Source organism: Pseudomonas sp. EL_65y_Pfl2_R96 (assembly GCF_963970905.1).
Lineage (GTDB): Bacteria > Pseudomonadota > Gammaproteobacteria > Pseudomonadales > Pseudomonadaceae > Aquipseudomonas.
The window spans coordinates 155565-172579 of the sequence record NZ_CAXAQH010000003.1 but is presented as its reverse complement, the minus strand read 5'-3'; the positions used below and the strand labels follow the sequence as shown (position 1 = coordinate 172579).

The 17015-nt window shown below is 59.0% G+C and carries 14 protein-coding genes; 12 read left to right on the top strand and 2 right to left on the bottom strand.

Going from position 1 to position 17015, the window contains the following annotated elements:
• Positions 1-220: 220 nt before the first annotated feature.
• The 11 genes from AACY49_RS05195 (at position 221) to AACY49_RS05145 (ending at position 12807) form a co-directional block, all read left to right on the top strand.
• On the top strand, positions 221-1072 hold the full coding sequence (locus tag AACY49_RS05195; protein ID WP_339522099.1) for an MIP/aquaporin family protein: 852 nt from the start codon (positions 221-223) through the stop codon (positions 1070-1072).
• A 76-nt stretch (positions 1073-1148) separates the two neighbouring features.
• A complete protein-coding gene (gene glpK, locus AACY49_RS05190; protein WP_339522097.1) occupies positions 1149-2654 on the top strand; it encodes a glycerol kinase GlpK in 1506 nt (501 codons plus the stop codon).
• A gap of 95 nt (positions 2655-2749) precedes the next feature.
• Complete coding sequence (locus AACY49_RS05185) at positions 2750-3505, top strand: DeoR/GlpR family transcriptional regulator (protein ID WP_007898523.1); 756 nt, start codon at positions 2750-2752, stop codon at positions 3503-3505.
• Between the two features lie 331 nt (positions 3506-3836).
• Positions 3837-5375, top strand: a complete 1539-nt coding sequence (gene glpD, locus AACY49_RS05180; RefSeq protein ID WP_339522095.1) for a glycerol-3-phosphate dehydrogenase — start codon at positions 3837-3839, stop codon at positions 5373-5375.
• A gap of 446 nt (positions 5376-5821) precedes the next feature.
• On the top strand, positions 5822-6736 hold the full coding sequence (locus AACY49_RS05175; RefSeq protein ID WP_339522093.1) for a glutamate/aspartate ABC transporter substrate-binding protein: 915 nt from the start codon (positions 5822-5824) through the stop codon (positions 6734-6736).
• A 194-nt stretch (positions 6737-6930) separates the two neighbouring features.
• Positions 6931-7677: an amino acid ABC transporter permease gene (locus AACY49_RS05170; protein ID WP_007898526.1), complete on the top strand. Its 747-nt coding sequence runs from the start codon at positions 6931-6933 to the stop codon at positions 7675-7677.
• On the top strand, positions 7677-8348 hold the full coding sequence (locus AACY49_RS05165) for an amino acid ABC transporter permease (RefSeq protein WP_258622810.1): 672 nt from the start codon (positions 7677-7679) through the stop codon (positions 8346-8348). The genes AACY49_RS05170 and AACY49_RS05165 overlap by 1 nt, the downstream gene beginning before the upstream one ends.
• Entirely contained in the window at positions 8345-9079 is a 735-nt protein-coding gene (locus tag AACY49_RS05160) for an amino acid ABC transporter ATP-binding protein (protein WP_320393452.1), read from the top strand. The genes AACY49_RS05165 and AACY49_RS05160 overlap by 4 nt, the downstream gene beginning before the upstream one ends.
• A gap of 163 nt (positions 9080-9242) precedes the next feature.
• On the top strand, positions 9243-11144 hold the full coding sequence (locus tag AACY49_RS05155) for a sensor histidine kinase (protein WP_339522084.1): 1902 nt from the start codon (positions 9243-9245) through the stop codon (positions 11142-11144).
• A complete protein-coding gene (locus tag AACY49_RS05150; protein ID WP_339522082.1) occupies positions 11141-12469 on the top strand; it encodes a sigma-54-dependent transcriptional regulator in 1329 nt (442 codons plus the stop codon). The genes AACY49_RS05155 and AACY49_RS05150 overlap by 4 nt, the downstream gene beginning before the upstream one ends.
• A gap of 8 nt (positions 12470-12477) precedes the next feature.
• Entirely contained in the window at positions 12478-12807 is a 330-nt protein-coding gene (locus AACY49_RS05145; protein ID WP_258700675.1) for a GlpM family protein, read from the top strand.
• Positions 12808-12868: 61 nt separating this feature from the next.
• Here AACY49_RS05145 and AACY49_RS05140 read toward each other — a convergent pair whose 3' ends face one another.
• Together AACY49_RS05140 and AACY49_RS05135 are read right to left on the bottom strand one after the other, a co-directional pair.
• Positions 12869-13534: a DsbA family oxidoreductase gene (locus AACY49_RS05140; RefSeq protein WP_339522080.1), complete on the bottom strand. Its 666-nt coding sequence runs from the start codon at positions 13532-13534 to the stop codon at positions 12869-12871.
• Positions 13535-13646: 112 nt separating this feature from the next.
• Positions 13647-14681, bottom strand: coding sequence for an alpha/beta fold hydrolase (locus AACY49_RS05135; RefSeq protein ID WP_258700674.1), 1035 nt, complete (start codon positions 14679-14681; stop codon positions 13647-13649).
• A 273-nt stretch (positions 14682-14954) separates the two neighbouring features.
• On the opposite strand from AACY49_RS05135, the gene AACY49_RS05130 reads away from it, so the two are divergent.
• Positions 14955-16979, top strand: a complete 2025-nt coding sequence (locus AACY49_RS05130; protein WP_339522078.1) for a hypothetical protein — start codon at positions 14955-14957, stop codon at positions 16977-16979.
• The last annotated feature ends 36 nt before the right edge of the window (positions 16980-17015 follow it).

Here is a 17015-nt window from a genome sequence, read left to right as displayed (position 1 = left end):
TCATTCACGTGACTAGTAGTTGATTTGTGACTGACGGTTCACTTTCGACCTTTGACAGCAGCGTTTCTTGTCTATATTTTTTCGAATCTGAATATTGTACGAATGTCTCACCACAGCACCCGGCAGTAAGCCGAGCACAGGATGGGGATCCTGCCTCGGTGGAAATCGCGCTTTGGCCATGATGAAAGAAGCGCCAGACAACAACAAAAAAGAGGTTTCAATGACAACTGCTTTACAACAACCGTCGCTCTCGAGCCAATGCATGGCCGAGTTTCTGGGTACTGCATTGCTGATATTTTTCGGCACCGGATGCGTTGCCGCGCTCAAGGTGGCGAGTGCCAGCTTCGGTCTGTGGGAAATCAGCATCATATGGGGGGTTGGCGTCAGCATGGCGATCTACCTCACCGCCGGCGTTTCCGGCGCGCACCTCAACCCGGCCGTGAGTATTGCGCTGAGCATTTTCGCTGACTTCGAAAAGCGCAAACTACCCTTTTATATCTTCGCCCAAGTGGCCGGCGCCTTCTGCGGGGCCTTATTGGTTTACACGCTGTATAGCAGCCTGTTTTTCGATTTCGAACAAACTCACCAAATGATTCGTGGCACCGAGGCCAGCCTTGAGCTGGCCTCTGTGTTCTCCACCTTCCCCAACCCTGCCCTGTCCACGGCCCAGGCCTTTTTGGTCGAAGTGATCATCACCGCCATCCTGATGGGCGTGATCATGTCGCTGACCGACGACAACAATGGCCTGCCCAACGGGCCAATGGCGCCGTTGCTGATCGGCCTGCTGATTGCCGTGATTGGCAGCTCGATGGGCCCGCTGACCGGTTTTGCGATGAACCCGGCGCGTGATTTCGGCCCTAAATTGATGACTTTCTTTGCAGGCTGGGGTGAAATTTCCTTCACTGGCGGTCGCGACATCCCGTACTTCCTGATTCCGGTTTTTGCACCGATTGTCGGTGCCTGCCTCGGTGCTGCAGCTTATCGCGGGCTGATTGCCCGTCATCTGCCCAGCGTCATACCTGCTACAAAGAACGCAACACCGGCCATTGACGGCAAACCAAGAACGTCTTGAAACCGTTGGCGCGTGATCCTGCCCATTGGGTCCCGCGCCTGACTTCACTTTCCTTATTTCGTCCAAGGCAATCGACATGACCGACATTCAGAATAAGAACTACATCATTGCCCTCGATCAGGGTACGACCAGTTCCCGCGCGATCATTTTCGACCGCGACGCGAACGTGGTTTGCACTGCCCAGCGTGAATTCGCACAGCATTACCCACAAGCCGGCTGGGTCGAGCATGACCCGATGGAAATCTTCGCCACCCAAAGCGCCGTGATGGTCGAGGCCCTGGCCCAAGCCGGCCTGCATCACGACCAGGTCGCGGCCATCGGCATCACCAACCAGCGCGAAACCACCGTGGTCTGGGACAAGACCACCGGTCGCCCGATCTACAATGCGATCGTCTGGCAGTGCCGGCGCAGCACCGAAATCTGCCAGCAGCTCAAGCGCGATGGCCACGAGCAATACATCAGCGACACCACGGGCCTGGTCACCGACCCGTACTTCTCCGGCACCAAGCTCAAATGGATCCTCGACAACGTCGAAGGCAGCCGTGAGCGGGCGCGCAAGGGTGAACTGCTGTTCGGCACCGTCGACAGTTGGCTGATCTGGAAATTTACCGGCGGCAAGGTGCACGTCACCGACTACACCAACGCCTCGCGCACCCTGCTCTTCAACATCCACACGCTGGAGTGGGACGCGAAGATGCTGGAAGTCCTCGACATCCCGCGGGAGATGCTGCCGGAAGTTAAATCGTCGTCCGAAATCTACGGCCACACCAAAAGCGGCATCGCCATTGGCGGCATTGCCGGCGACCAGCAGGCTGCCCTCTTCGGCCAGATGTGCGTCGAGCCAGGCCAGGCGAAAAACACTTACGGCACCGGTTGCTTCCTGCTGATGAACACCGGTAACAAAGCGGTGAAATCCAAGCATGGCATGCTCACCACCATCGCTTGCGGCCCGCGCGGCGAGGTGGCCTATGCGCTGGAAGGCGCTGTGTTCAACGGCGGCTCTACCGTTCAATGGCTACGTGACGAACTGAAGATCATCAACGACGCCCACGACACCGAATACTTCGCCAACAAGGTCAAGGACAGCAACGGCGTGTATCTGGTGCCGGCCTTCACCGGCCTGGGTGCTCCCTACTGGGACCCGTATGCTCGCGGCGCGCTGTTCGGCCTGACCCGTGGTGTACGCGTGGATCACATCATTCGTGCCGCGCTGGAGTCGATCGCCTACCAGACCCGCGACGTTCTGGACGCCATGCAGCAAGATTCCGGCGAACGCCTGAAGGCCCTGCGCGTAGACGGTGGTGCAGTCGCGAACAACTTCCTGATGCAGTTCCAGGCCGACATCCTCGGTACTCAGGTCGAGCGTCCGAAAATGCGCGAAACCACGGCACTGGGCGCGGCTTATCTGGCGGGTCTGGCCTGCGGCTTCTGGGGCAGCCTGGACGAGTTGCGCGGCAAGGCAGTGATCGAGCGCAAGTTCGAACCGACGCTGGACGAAACCGCGAAGGAAAAACTCTACGCTGGCTGGAAAAAAGCCGTCAGCCGCACTCGCGATTGGGAACCGCATGAGGGCGCTGAATAAGCCAAGCTGAGGGTTCGTATCAGCATGTAACTGGCAGGGAGTGGATTCGTGCGGCATGATGGGCGAATTTTGCACGGCAGCCCAAAGGAAGCCCCATGAATCTGCCTCCCCGTCAGCAGCAAATCCTTGAACTGGTCCGCGAACGCGGCTATGTCAGCATCGAGGAAATGGCTCAGCTGTTCGTCGTTACACCGCAAACCATCCGCCGTGATATCAATCAACTGGCGGAAGTCAATCTGCTGCGTCGCTACCACGGCGGCGCGGCCTATGATTCCAGCGTCGAAAACACCGCCTACGCCATGCGCGCCGATCAGATGCGCGATGAAAAGCAGCGTATCGGCGAAGCCATTGCCGCTCAGATTCCCGATCACGCCTCGCTGTTCATCAATATCGGCACCACCACCGAGTCCATCGCTCGGGCGCTGCTCAATCACAATCACCTGAAGATCATCACCAACAACTTGCATGTGGCCTCAATGCTCAGTGCCAAGGACGACTTCGACGTCCTGCTGACGGGCGGCAACGTAAGGCGTGACGGTGGCGTGGTGGGTCAGGCCAGCGTCGACTTCATTAACCAGTTCAAGGTCGACTTCGCCCTGGTCGGTATCAGCGGCATCGATGAAGATGGCAGCCTGCTGGACTTCGATTACCAGGAAGTGCGGGTATCCCAGGCGATCATCGCCAACGCCCGGCAGGTGATTCTCGCGGCCGACTCCAGCAAATTCGGGCGCAACGCCATGATTCGACTGGGGCCGATCAGCCTGATCGATTGCCTGGTCACCGATCAGCAGCCTTCGCCGGCCTTGGCGCAGTTGTTGAGCCAACACAAGATTCGGTTGGAAGTGGTTTAACCCCCTTCTAGAACAGCGCGCTCCCTGTGGCGAGGGAGCTTGCTCCCGTTCGGCTGCGCAGCAGACGCCAATCAGACAACATGTTCTTCCTGACATACCGCGGTTACCGGTTTTAGGGCCGCTTCGCAGCCCAGCGGGAGCAAGCTCCCTCGCCACAGAAGCACTCCCCACCATCACTAAATGTTCGAAAATTTTCCTTTAGCCGCCCTTCGATCAGTATTTTCAATCGAAGCTCGCTGGCTGTGGGCGTCTTTATGAGCTAATATTTTCGCAAACGAACATAAATGTTCGAATTCAAATATAGAAACCAAAAAAGCCCCGAGGCCAGCCGATGCCCACTTCTACCTTGCCTACGCCCCCTCTCGCCGAGGTTTACGATATCGCCGTCATCGGTGGTGGAATCAATGGCGCGGGGATCGCAGCGGATGCCGCCGGCCGCGGCCTTTCGGTGTTCCTTTGCGAAAAGGATGACTTGGCCAGCCACACCTCGTCGGCCAGCAGCAAGCTGATCCACGGCGGCCTGCGCTACCTCGAACATTACGAATTCCGCCTGGTGCGCGAAGCCCTGGCCGAGCGCGAAGTGCTGCTGGCCAAGGCGCCACACATCGTCAAACAGATGCGCTTCGTGCTGCCACACCGCCCGCACCTGCGTCCGGCCTGGATGATCCGCGCCGGCCTGTTCCTTTATGACCACCTCGGCAAGCGGGAAAAACTCGAAGGCTCGAAAAGCCTGAAGTTCGGCCCGGACAGCGCGCTGAAAAGCGAAATCACCAAAGGCTTCGAATATTCCGATTGCTGGGTCGATGACGCACGCCTCGTCGTACTGAATGCCATGGCTGCCCGCGAGAAAGGTGCCCACGTTCATACGCAAACCCGCTGCGTCAGTGCCCGCCGCACCAAAGGCCTGTGGCACCTGAACCTGGAACGTGCCGATGGCAGCCTGTTTTCGATCCGCGCCAAGGCGCTGGTGAACGCTGCCGGCCCATGGGTGGCCAAGTTCATCCGTGACGACCTGAAGATGGAATCGCCATATGGCATCCGTCTGATCCAGGGTAGTCATCTGATCGTGCCGAAACTGTATGAAGGCGAACACGCGCACATTCTGCAAAACGAAGATCAGCGCATCGTCTTCACCATTCCGTACCTGAACCACTTCACCCTGATCGGCACCACCGACCGCGAGTACACCGGCGACCCGGCAAAAGTTGCGATCACCGAAGGCGAAACCGATTACCTGCTCAAAGTGGTCAACGCCCACTTCAAGAAGCAACTCAGCCGCGACGACATCCTGCACAGCTATTCCGGCGTTCGTCCGCTGTGCAACGACGAATCCGACAACCCGTCGGCCGTCACCCGCGACTACACCCTGGCCTTGTCGGGCAGTGCCGAAGAAGCGCCGCTGCTGTCGGTGTTCGGCGGCAAACTGACGACTTACCGCAAACTCGCCGAGTCGGCGCTGGCGCAACTGGCCCCGTACTTCACGCACATCAAGCCAAGCTGGACCGCCAGCGCTACCCTGCCCGGCGGCGAAGACATGACCACCCCGCAGGCGTTGAGCTCGCGGATCCGCGACAAGTTCGACTGGGTGACCACCGAAATCGCCCGTCGCTGGGCCACCAGCTACGGCAGCCGCACCTGGCGCATGCTCGAAGGCGTCGAAAAACTCAGTGACCTGGGTGAACACATCGGCGGCGGCCTCTACACCCGCGAAGTCGATTACCTGTGCAGCGAAGAATGGGCGACCACCGCGCACGACATTCTGTGGCGCCGCACCAAGCTTGGATTGTTCACCACCCTGGCGGAACAGGAAAAGCTCAAGGATTACCTGAGCAAGGTCGAACAGAACCGCAACAAGATCGAAGCGGCCTGATCGGCAATCCGATTGAACCGAAGCCCCTGAATCTGACGATTCAGGGGCTTTTTTGCATTCTGGAAGACACCACCAATCAACTGTGGGAGCGAGCTTGTTCACGAAGACTGACTGACATTCAACATCTGCGCCGACTGACAGACCGCTTTCGCGAGCAAGCCCACAGGGGCACGTGCAAGTCATGGGATTGTGTTCGGCTTTCCGAACGCGACCTGTCGGTCGATTCGGATAACCGGATTATTGATTGTGAAAAAAATACGCCATAAATACTTAATCCCTTTAAAAATCAACAACTTGACCTAGCCAGCCTAGTCTGGCACGAGTCATGCTCTACACTCTTGGACGAATGTTATTGCGCTACTCCTTCAGGAGCCGCCAGGCATTCGAAGCACCAAAAAAGGCCGATGAACTGGCTCCATAAAAAAAACAATGTCGAGGAAAATTTGATGCGCATCGTTCCCCATATCCTGGGCGCAGCCATTGCTGCCGCTCTGATTAGCACTCCAGTTTTCGCCGCCGAACTCACCGGCACACTGAAGAAGATCAAAGAGTCCGGCACCATCACCCTCGGGCATCGTGACGCTTCCATTCCGTTTTCCTACATCGCGGACGCTTCCGGCAAACCGGTTGGCTACTCCCACGATATCCAGCTGAAAATCGTTGAAGCCATCAAGAAAGACCTCGACATGCCCAACCTCCTGGTCAAATACAACCTGGTGACCTCGCAAACCCGTATCCCGCTGGTGCAAAACGGTACCGTGGACGTCGAGTGCGGCTCCACCACCAACAACGTCGAGCGTCAGCAGCAAGTTGACTTCTCCATCGGTATCTTCGAAATCGGCACCAAGCTGCTGTCCAAGAAAGATTCCCCATACAAAGACTTCGCCGACCTCAAAGGCAAGAACGTCGTGACCACCGCCGGTACCACGTCCGAGCGCATCCTCAAGTCGATGAACGCCGACAAGCAGATGGGCATGAACGTGATCTCCGCCAAAGACCATGGCGAATCCTTCCAGATGCTGGAAACCGGCCGTGCCGTTGCTTTCATGATGGACGACGCCTTGCTGGCCGGTGAGATGGCCAAGGCCAAGAAGCCGGATGACTGGGCCGTGACCGGCACACCACAATCGTTCGAAATCTACGGCTGCATGGTCCGCAAGGGCGACGAACCGTTCAAGAAGGCTGTCGACGACGCCATCATCGCGACCTACAAATCCGGCGAGATCAACAAGATCTACGAAAAATGGTTCATGGCGCCAATCCCGCCAAAAGGCCTGAACCTGAATTTCCCGATGAGCGAAGAGCTCAAGGCTCTGATCGCCAATCCGACCGACAAAGCGGCTGACGAAAAGAAATCCTGATTTCTGACTAACCTTATCCCCTGAGAAGGCCTGCGCCCTTTCAGGGGGTTGTCACTCCCTGCTGGCTTTTTTGGAAACACTCGAACCGGTGGTTGTCGAGCCGCTCGTGTGTGCCTGAACTTCAAGGTTCGGGCGGGAACGGAGCTTCCCCAGGCGGGCATTTGTAAATCGAACGAATCCGAGGGGAGACCCTAATGAATTACAACTGGGACTGGGGCGTGTTCTTCAAGTCCACCGGCGTGGGCAGCGAAATTTATTTCGACTGGTACCTCTCCGGTTTGGGCTGGACCATCGCCATTGCCGTCGCAGCCTGGATCATCGCGCTGCTGCTGGGCTCGATTCTGGGCGTCATGCGCACGGTACCGAATCGCATCGTATCGGGCATCGCGACCTGCTACGTCGAACTCTTCCGTAACGTACCGCTGCTGGTTCAGCTGTTCATCTGGTACTTCCTGGTGCCCGACCTGCTGCCTGCGGACATCCAGGAGTGGTACAAGCAGGATCTCAACCCGACCACCTCGGCCTTCCTGAGCGTCGTCGTGTGCCTGGGTCTGTTCACCACCGCTCGGGTTTGCGAACAAGTGCGCACCGGTATCCAGGCGCTGCCTCGCGGCCAGGAATCCGCTGCCCGCGCGATGGGTTTCAAGCTGCCGCAGATCTACTGGAACGTGCTGCTGCCCCAGGCTTATCGCATCATCATTCCGCCGCTTACCTCGGAATTCCTGAACGTGTTCAAGAACTCCTCCGTAGCGTCGCTGATCGGCCTGATGGAGCTGCTCGCGCAAACCAAACAGACCGCCGAGTTCTCCGCCAACCTGTTCGAAGCCTTCACCTTGGCAACGCTGATCTACTTCACGCTGAACATGGGCCTGATGCTGCTGATGCGCGCGGTCGAGAAGAAAGTCGCCGTACCGGGCCTGATCTCCGTAGGGGGTAAATGATGGAATTCGACTTCTCGGGCATCATCCCTTCCCTGCCGGGCTTGTGGAACGGCATGGTCATGACCCTGCAACTGATGGCGCTGGGCGTGATCGGCGGGATCATCCTCGGTACCATCCTGGCGCTGTGCCGTCTGTCCCACAGCAAACTGCTGTCGAACCTGGCCGGCGCGTACGTTAACTACTTCCGCTCGATCCCGCTGCTGCTGGTCATCACCTGGTTCTACCTGGCGGTGCCGTTCGTACTGCGCTGGATCACCGGCGAAGACACCCCGATCGGTGCGTTCGCCTCGTGCATCGTGGCCTTCATGATGTTCGAAGCGGCGTACTTCTGCGAAATCGTCCGGGCCGGCGTGCAGTCGATTCCCAAGGGCCAGATGGCGGCTGCCCAGGCCATGGGCATGACTTACGGCCAGATGATGCGTTTGATCATCCTGCCGCAAGCGTTCCGCAAGATGACCCCGCTGCTGCTGCAACAGAGCATCATCCTGTTTCAGGACACCTCGCTGGTTTACGCGGTGGGTCTGGTGGACTTCCTCAATGCTTCGCGCGCCAGTGGCGACATCATCGGCCGCTCCAATGAGTTTTTGATCTTCGCCGGTTTCACATACTTCATCATCAGCTTTGCCGCCTCGCAGCTGGTCAAGCGTCTGCAAAAAAGGTTTGCCGTATGATCTCTATCAAGAATGTCAACAAGTGGTATGGCGACTTCCAGGTACTGACTGACTGCAGCACCGAGGTCAAAAAAGGCGAAGTGATCGTGGTGTGCGGGCCATCCGGTTCCGGCAAATCCACCCTGATCAAGTGCGTCAATGCCCTGGAACCGTTTCAGAAAGGCGACGTGATCGTCGATGGCACGTCCATCGCCGACCCGAAGACCAACCTGCCGAAACTGCGCTCGCGCGTGGGCATGGTGTTCCAGCATTTCGAACTGTTCCCGCACCTGACCATCACCGAAAACCTGACCATTGCGCAGATCAAGGTGTTGGGCCGCAGCAAGGAAGAAGCCACCAAGAAAGGCCTGCAATTGCTTGAGCGCGTCGGGCTGTCTGCCCATGCGCATAAGCACCCGGGCCAGCTTTCCGGTGGCCAGCAACAGCGTGTGGCGATTGCCCGTGCGCTGGCGATGGACCCGATCGTCATGCTGTTCGACGAACCGACCTCGGCGCTGGACCCGGAAATGGTCAACGAAGTGCTCGACGTGATGGTGCAACTGGCCCACGAAGGCATGACCATGATGTGCGTGACCCACGAAATGGGCTTCGCCCGCAAGGTCGCGGACCGGGTGATCTTCATGGACGCCGGCAAGATCATCGAAGACTGCAAGAAAGAAGAGTTCTTCGGCGACATCAGCGCCCGCTCCGACCGTGCGCAGCATTTCCTCGAGAAAATTCTGCAGCACTAAGCAATACACCGCTCCCCAATGTGGGAGCGGGCTTGCTCGCGAAGAGGCCATCACATTCAGCATCCATGTTGGCTGACACACCGCTTTCGCGAGCAAGCCCGCCCCCACAGGGGGTCAACGGATATATGGATATTTGTGTTGTGGTTGACCCAAGGCATCTGTGATGAAATGCGACTCCACTCTCTATCGCGCAGCGCCGCCATCACTCGCCGTGAAACCCCGTTTGATTCGCCATCTGTTCCTGCCGCCGCTGATCATCGCTCTGATGATCGGATTGGGTTACATCGGCTTCTGGGTCAGTGAACACTACGGCATTCGCAGCCTCAGCGAGAACGGCCAGCGTCAGCTGGAACTGCACGCCCGCGCTGTCGAAAGCGAGATCAGCAAGTACACCTACCTGCCCAGCCTGCTGGAACTCGAATCGAGTGTTTCCAAGCTGTTGGCCGACCCGTCGCCGGAACACCGGCAGACGGTCAACGAATACCTTGAAGGTCTGAACCGGCGCAGCCGCAGTCGGGCCATTTATGTGATGGACACCACCGGTCGTGTACTGGCCACCAGCAACTGGCGCGATGTCGACAGTTATCTCGGTGAAGACCTGTCCTTCCGCGCCTATTTCCAGAACGCCGTACGCGGTCAGCCGGGGCGTTTCTACGGCATCGGCAGCACCAGCGGCGAACCCGGCTATTACCTGGCTCACGGCCTGGAAGAGCACGGCAAGATCATCGGCGTCGCGGTGGTCAAGGTGCGCCTCGAAGCCATGGAAGAACGCTGGCAACGGGCGCGCCTGGAAGCCTTCGTCAGCGACGAGAACGGCATCATCATTCTCTCCAGCGATCCGGCGCGTCGGCTCAAGTCGGTGCTGCCGTTGAGCGACGACACCAAGGAACGCCTGGCCCGCAGCCTCCAGTACTACTGGTACCCGCTGAACGAACTGCAACCGCTGGCGCGTGAGCGACTGGCCGAAGGTGAGGAAAAACTGACCTTTCCCGCCAACAGCGAACTGGTGTCCGATGAAGAGAACATCAGCTACCTGTCGCAAACCCGGCCGCTGAGCGATACGCCATGGAACTTCACCCTGCTCACGCCCCTGCAAGACCTGCGGCGTGAAGCGATCAATCAGGGAATTCTGGTGGCGGTGGCGTTTGCCCTGGTGGCGTTTCTGCTGATCGCCTGGAACGAGCGGCGCAAGGTGATCGCCACCCGCCTCGCTGCGCGGGAAGCCCTGCAGGAAGCCAACAATCAACTGGAGCGTCGGATTACCGAACGCACCACCGACCTGCGCGCCAGCAACGAACGGCTCAAGGGTCAGATTCGTGAACGCAGGCAGGCAGAAGAAACCTTGCGCCGCGCCCAGGATGAACTGGTCCAGGCCGGAAAACTGGCCGCCATCGGCCAGATGTCCACCAGCATCGCTCACGAATTGAACCAGCCGCTGGCGGCATTGCGGACCTTGTCCGGCAACACCGTGCGCTTTCTGGAGCGCGGTCAGCTGGATGTCGCCAGCACCAATCTCAAGACCATCAATGAGCTGATCGACCGCATGGGCCGGATCACCGCCAGCCTGCGTTCCTTCGCCCGGCGCGGCGACGACAAGGGCCAGGCCAGCCTCGGCAAAGCCGTGGACGCCGCCCTGCAACTGCTGGGCAGTCGAATGGAAAGCGCGCATCTGCAATTGCAACGCGATTTCGCCGACGTGCAGGTGCAGATCGACCAGACCCGTCTGGAGCAGATTCTGGTGAACCTGATCGGCAATGCGCTCGACGCCATGCAATCGCAGCCCCAACCAGCGCTGTGGCTTGAAGGCGAGGAATTCGACGGCAAGTATCGTCTGCGGGTGCGCGACAACGGCCATGGCATCGATGCCGAAGCGCGCAAGCATCTGTTCGAACCGTTCTTCACCACCAAGCCCGGTGAACAGGGCCTGGGCCTCGGCCTGACCCTGTCGGCGAGCCTGGCCGCCGCCACGGGCGGGCATCTGGGTGTCGAACACCCGGCCAGCGGTGGTACCACCTTCGTCCTCAGTTTACCGTTGGTAAGCCCCACACCCGCCGAGCCAATATGAACAACGACCTTAGTGTGCTGATCGTCGAAGACGACCCCCATGTGCTGCTCGGCTGCCAACAGGCGCTGACCCTGGAAGACATTCCCTGCATCGGCGTCGGCAGTGCCGAAGAAGCGCTGGAACGGGTCGGCGATAACTTCGCCGGCATCGTCATCAGCGACATCCGCCTGCCGGGCATCGATGGCCTGGAACTGCTGACCCGGCTCAAGGCCCGCGATCGCAGCCTGCCGGTGGTGCTGATTACCGGCCACGGCGACATCTCGATGGCCGTCGGCGCGATGCAGAAAGGCGCCTATGACTTCATGGAGAAACCCTTCTCCCCCGAACGCCTGGTGGACGTCGCCCGCCGCGCGCTGGAGCAACGTAGCCTGGCCCGGGAAGTCTCTTCGTTGCGCCGGCAACTGGCGGAACGCGATTCCCTCGAAGGCCGGATCATCGGTCGCTCGCCCGCCATGCAGAACCTGCGGGAATTGATCGCCAACGTCGCCGATACGTCGGCCAACGTGTTGATCGAAGGCGAGACCGGCACCGGCAAGGAACTGGTTGCACGCTGCCTGCACGACTTCAGCCGCCGGCACACCAAACAGTTCGTCGCGCTGAACTGCGGTGGCCTGCCGGAGAACCTGTTCGAAAGCGAAATCTTCGGCCACGAGGCCAACGCCTTCACCGGTGCCGGCAAGCGGCGGATCGGCAAGATCGAGCACGCCGATGGCGGCACGCTGTTCCTCGACGAAGTGGAAAGCATGCCGCTGCCGTTGCAGATCAAACTGCTGCGGGTGTTGCAGGAACGCACTCTCGAACGCCTGGGGTCGAACCAGAGCGTGGCGGTGGATTGCCGGGTAATCGCCGCGACCAAGTCCGATCTGGATGAATCGAGCAAGGCCGGCGAATTTCGCAGCGACTTGTATTACCGCCTGAACGTGGTGACTCTGGAACTGCCGCCGCTGCGCGAACGCCGCGAAGACATCCTGCAACTGTTTGAGCACTTCCTGCAGCAGTCGTCCCTGCGCTTCGACCGCACCGCGCCGGAATTGGACAACCAGACCCTGTCGACCCTGATGAGCCACGATTGGCCCGGCAACGTGCGTGAACTGCGCAACGTCGCCGAACGTTTTGCCCTCGGTTTGCCAGCGTTCAAAAAAACCGGCGCCAGTGGCAGCAATCAGGGCCTGGCCTTCGCCGAAGCGGTGGAAGCCTTCGAACGCAACCTGCTCAACGACGCCTTGCAGCGCAGCGGCGGCAACCTGACCCAGGCCAGCCAGGAACTGGGGATGGCCAAGACCACGCTGTTCGACAAAGTGAAGAAATACGGGCTGAGCCACTGATGGACCTGATTCTCAAAGCAACCCTGGGCGCGGTGGTGGTGATCATCCTCGCCATGCTGGCCAAGACCAAAAACTATTACATCGCAGGCCTGGTGCCGCTGTTTCCGACCTTTGCGCTGATCGCTCACTACATCGTCGGCAAGGGCCGTTCGCTGGATGATCTGAAGACCACCATCGTGTTTGGCATGTGGTCGATCATTCCGTACTTCGTGTATCTGGCGACCTTGTATGTGATGGTCGACCGGCTGCGCCTGGAGGCGTCGCTGGCGGTCGCGGCGGTGGCGTGGTTGATGGCGGCGACGGTGCTGGTCAGCGTGTGGGTTCGCGTCCACGGTTGACCATCGTCCCTGAGGCTGCCCCCATCCTTTGTGGCGAGGGAGCTTGCTCCCTCGCCACAAATCAGCTCACCGTACCGCCCTTCGCTTCACTCACGATCTGCCGAATCGCGCCGACAAACGCCTCCACCGGCTGTCCGCCACTGACGGCATACTGCCCGTTGAACACCACTGTCGGCACTGAACTCACACCGCGCGATAACCATAACTGCTCTTCCTCGCGAACCTCTTTGGCAAATTCGTCCGAAGCCAGAATCGCCTCGGCCCGCTGCCGATCCAGCCCCACGCTTTCAGCGATCTGCGCCAATTGTGCGTGATCCGACGGATTGCCACCCTCCGTGAAATACGCCTTGAACAACGCCTCTTTCAGGTTGAACTGCAACCCTTCCAGCCCCGCCCAGTGCAGCAAGCGGTGAGCATCGAAAGTGTTGTAGATACGGCTGTTGCCGTCCGTGCGAAAGGCAAACCCGACCTCGGCGCCGCGCGCGCGGATCATCTCGCGATTTTTCTGCGACTGCTCAGGCGTCGAGCCGTACTTTTCGCTGATGTGTTCGGTGATGTTCTGCCCTTCCGGGCCCATCTTCGGGTTCAGCTCGAACGGCTGGAAACGGATCTCGGCCTGCACCTCGTCGCCCAGTAAATCCAGGGCTTGAGTCAGACCGTACAGGCCGACGACGCACCAAGGGCAGGATACATCGCTGACGAAATCGATTTTCAGGGGGGTACTCATTCACACACCTCGCAAGCCTGGATCGCGCCGGAAAGCTCGAACGATACACCAGGTGAGAGCACGCAGCAGATCCCTTGTGGGAGCAAGCCTGCTCCCACACTGGATTGAGGTGTTATAGAAGATTATGTTCAGCCACCGGATCAATCTGCGCCCAATGTGAGGTGTCTTCGCGGTGGGCCTGCAAGTACGGCAACACCGCCGCCAGCAACGGTGCCTTGAATGCCTCCTGAAAACGATGGGCCAGCCCCGGAATCAGCTTCAATTGGCTGCCACGAATATGCGCCGCCAGGTGCACGCCATGCATCACCGGCAACAGCGGATCGGCGGTGCCGTGAACCACCAACGTCGGCACGCGCAATTGGTTGAGCAGCGCCACGCGGCTCGGTTCGGCAAGGATTGCCATGATCTGGCGCTTCACGCCCTCGGGGTTGAACGCCCGGTCATAGGACTGCGCCGCCTGATGCAGCAGCGCCTGCCGGTCATCGCTCACCGCCGGGCTGCCCAGTGCCGCCAGCAAATCAGCCTGTTGCTCAAGCGCCACTTCACGATTCGGCGCACCGCGTCGCGACAGTAACTGCACCAGCGCCGCACTCGGCGCCGGCAAGCCTTCGGCCCCCGAACTGGTCATCAACAACGTCAAGCTCTCGACACGCTGCGGCGCCATGGCTGCCAGATGCTGGGCGATCATCCCGCCCATGCTGGCACCCAGCACGTGAAATTGCTCGACGTGCAAGGCGTCCATCAGCCCCAGTGCATCGTCGGCCATGTCCGTCAGCGTATAAGGCGCGGCCACCGGCAAACCGAGCTTGTAACGCAGCACTTCAAAGGTCAGGTTGGCCTCGGCCGGCGTCTGGCGCCAAGTGGACAGGCCGACATCGCGATTGTCGTAGCGAATCACCCGAAAACCTTGCTGACACAGCGCCACCACCACCTCGTCCGGCCAGTGAATCAACTGCCCGCCCAGCCCCATCACCAGCAACAACGCCGGGTCCGAGGCACGGCCAATACTCTGGTACGCCAGGCTCACCTGATCCAGATCGACCCGCTCGGTCGGAACATTGACATCGCAGCGCGAAGCCGCCAGGGACGACAGGCTGAACAATAAAGCGGCCAGAAAAGTGGCCGCCGATAAAAACAAGGCTCGCATGAAAAACACCGAAACGCAGAACTCCAGTAGAGCGCGAGTCTGATGAAGTTTGTTCAAGCGCGCTGCCACAGTTACATGACAGTTTGATGAAGATTGCCGAGCGGTCGGTGCCGGGCACAACGGATGGATCAGCTACGCCATCCGTCTGAAAGGAGCGCTGAGCTGTTAGTTCTGACAGTAGAAAGATTCCGTTGGCCGGTATCCAATCAGGTCATCCGCACGCCATTCCGCAGCTGAGTACGGCGCTATCCATCCATTAGTTGAGCCCTGGGCATGACCAACCTTTCTGAAAACAGTAACGCCGCGACCCAAGTACTGGTGTTCTCCACCGATGCAGACCCCTTGCGCGTACTGGCGGACGTCCCGCCGTTCATTCCGGGGTACAAATCTCTAGCCAACAACGTCGTTGGCGTGAACCGTAACATGGTGAACAGCGACCGACGCGGTTTGTTGGGCTATATCTTCCCGTATTTCAACATGGACAGTACCGACGAAATCCGGCTGTATCTCGGGTCACGCCCGACGCCTGTCGGGGAACTCTTTTTCGTCGGGCAGTACGTCAACCAACTGGTGCCTTTCTATATTCCGACCGACCTCCTCGAACAGATGTATGCCTCGCCGGCGCCCATGCCCGATGCGCTGTCGCTGTATTTCAGCGTTAAACGTCCTAGCGAAAACGAGAAAAACTCGCCTTCCTTGCCCCTGTTGTACAAACCTTTCGGGCCGGGCGAAGCGGATACCCGACTCGACCTGCCAAACAATCAGGGACTGGCCCTGCCGATCCCCTCGGAAACAGTCATCGACAAAACCGTGATCGAAAACGGTATGTTCGTCACCGTGCCTCGATACGAGTACCAGGCAATCGACGACGTGGTTTATCTGGCGGTAGGGCCACGCGAACTGCGAATGGTAGTCACCGCTCTAGGTGATCTGCTGTTTGAATTGACGCCCGACTTCCTGGCCACGCTGCCCAATACCGACAGGGTGGCACTTGCCTACGAAATCTGGGACATCGTGGAGAATGGCAGCGGCTGGTCGTCAGCCGTTTTCCTCGCGCTGAAACCGACGGAACAATTACTGATAGCCCCCGTGATAGATCAGGCGGAGCCAGGCAATCCTGACAACCTCAAACACCACGCATTGAACGGCGAGACGGCAACGGTATTGCTGAACGAACAGTTCACGGCCGGTGACGTAGTAGTGCTCACGATTGTACTGTCAACCGCCGTCGGTGACCGAGTCGAGCGCGTCATCCCGCTGAACGTGAGGAGCAACACCCGGTCACTGCGAATCGATCTGGAAAATGAGTTCATTCAAAACGGTATCCGCGGCGGCATGACCCTTGGCTATACCCGACAAAGGGCCAGGGACACCCGTCATTCCAGATCCTACACCGTCACCATCAGCGGCCTCGTCCTGCCCGCCCCGGCCCCGACCATCGACGAGCAAAAGGGCGAGGAACTGCCCGCCGACACCACGCTGGCACATGTGCGAATCCCCACTTACTGGCCGTTGGTCAACGGTGCAACGGTGGAGTTGTACTGGCAGGTCACCGGCACCGATGGCGTTGCCCATCTCTACATTTTCCGCCAAGTCATCATCGATGCCACACAGCCCGTTATCTTCACCGTGAAGAGCGACTACATCGACCGGTACGGGAGCAGCCCGCTGACAGTGCTCTACAAGATCGAAAACCCCGGCAAGGCCGTGGTGCAGTCCGAGCCATTGCAGATCACGATTGGCGAAACAGTGGGATGGACAGATTTGCATGACACGTTCCAGAGTAACTATGGGGGCTGGATACCGTGGAACGCTGCAAGAGGCGGTTCGATCCGCAACTGGGCCGGGGTTACTGCTTTTTTCAACTTCACCGATTCAGGCCCGGTCGACCAAGCCGCGGGGGCTATTTTTTACCGCGACGTAGAGTTTCCACCAGGTCAGTACGTTTGCAGCATCGAAGCCTGTCATATCAAGGAATACTCCAACCCAGGACTGCGCAACCCTCTGCTTTCCGTTGAAGACAGTGCGGGCTCGGCGTTTTTGGTTCATGAATTACCTAAAAATGGTGTGTGGTACACCCTCTCGATCCGACTCACCATTACCCAAAAACAAACCCGGCGTCTTTACCTGAATAACCGTCAGAACATCAGCAACGGCAATGATTTCGGTATTCGAAACGTGAGGATCACCAGGATTGAAAATGGTGGAGCCATGAGTAATGTCCCAACAGCGTCGCAAGCGCCTCAGTACAACGGTGTCATTTCCAAGCTTGTGCTGCCCGATGCCATAACTATGTAACGCCACCGCCCCCGGCAATTTTCCTTAAATGGCTCG

Coding starts and splice junctions, on each gene's coding strand:
- AACY49_RS05195 (WP_339522099.1), top strand. CDS start 221: ATGACAACTGCTTTACAACAACCGTCGCTCTCGAGCCAATGCATGGCC.
- glpK (WP_339522097.1), top strand. CDS start 1,149: ATGACCGACATTCAGAATAAGAACTACATCATTGCCCTCGATCAGGGT.
- AACY49_RS05185 (WP_007898523.1), top strand. CDS start 2,750: ATGAATCTGCCTCCCCGTCAGCAGCAAATCCTTGAACTGGTCCGCGAA.
- glpD (WP_339522095.1), top strand. CDS start 3,837: ATGCCCACTTCTACCTTGCCTACGCCCCCTCTCGCCGAGGTTTACGAT.
- AACY49_RS05175 (WP_339522093.1), top strand. CDS start 5,822: ATGCGCATCGTTCCCCATATCCTGGGCGCAGCCATTGCTGCCGCTCTG.
- AACY49_RS05170 (WP_007898526.1), top strand. CDS start 6,931: ATGAATTACAACTGGGACTGGGGCGTGTTCTTCAAGTCCACCGGCGTG.
- AACY49_RS05165 (WP_258622810.1), top strand. CDS start 7,677: ATGGAATTCGACTTCTCGGGCATCATCCCTTCCCTGCCGGGCTTGTGG.
- AACY49_RS05160 (WP_320393452.1), top strand. CDS start 8,345: ATGATCTCTATCAAGAATGTCAACAAGTGGTATGGCGACTTCCAGGTA.
- AACY49_RS05155 (WP_339522084.1), top strand. CDS start 9,243: ATGAAATGCGACTCCACTCTCTATCGCGCAGCGCCGCCATCACTCGCC.
- AACY49_RS05150 (WP_339522082.1), top strand. CDS start 11,141: ATGAACAACGACCTTAGTGTGCTGATCGTCGAAGACGACCCCCATGTG.
- AACY49_RS05140 (WP_339522080.1), bottom strand. CDS start 13,534: ATGAGTACCCCCCTGAAAATCGATTTCGTCAGCGATGTATCCTGCCCT.
- AACY49_RS05135 (WP_258700674.1), bottom strand. CDS start 14,681: ATGCGAGCCTTGTTTTTATCGGCGGCCACTTTTCTGGCCGCTTTATTG.
- AACY49_RS05130 (WP_339522078.1), top strand. CDS start 14,955: ATGACCAACCTTTCTGAAAACAGTAACGCCGCGACCCAAGTACTGGTG.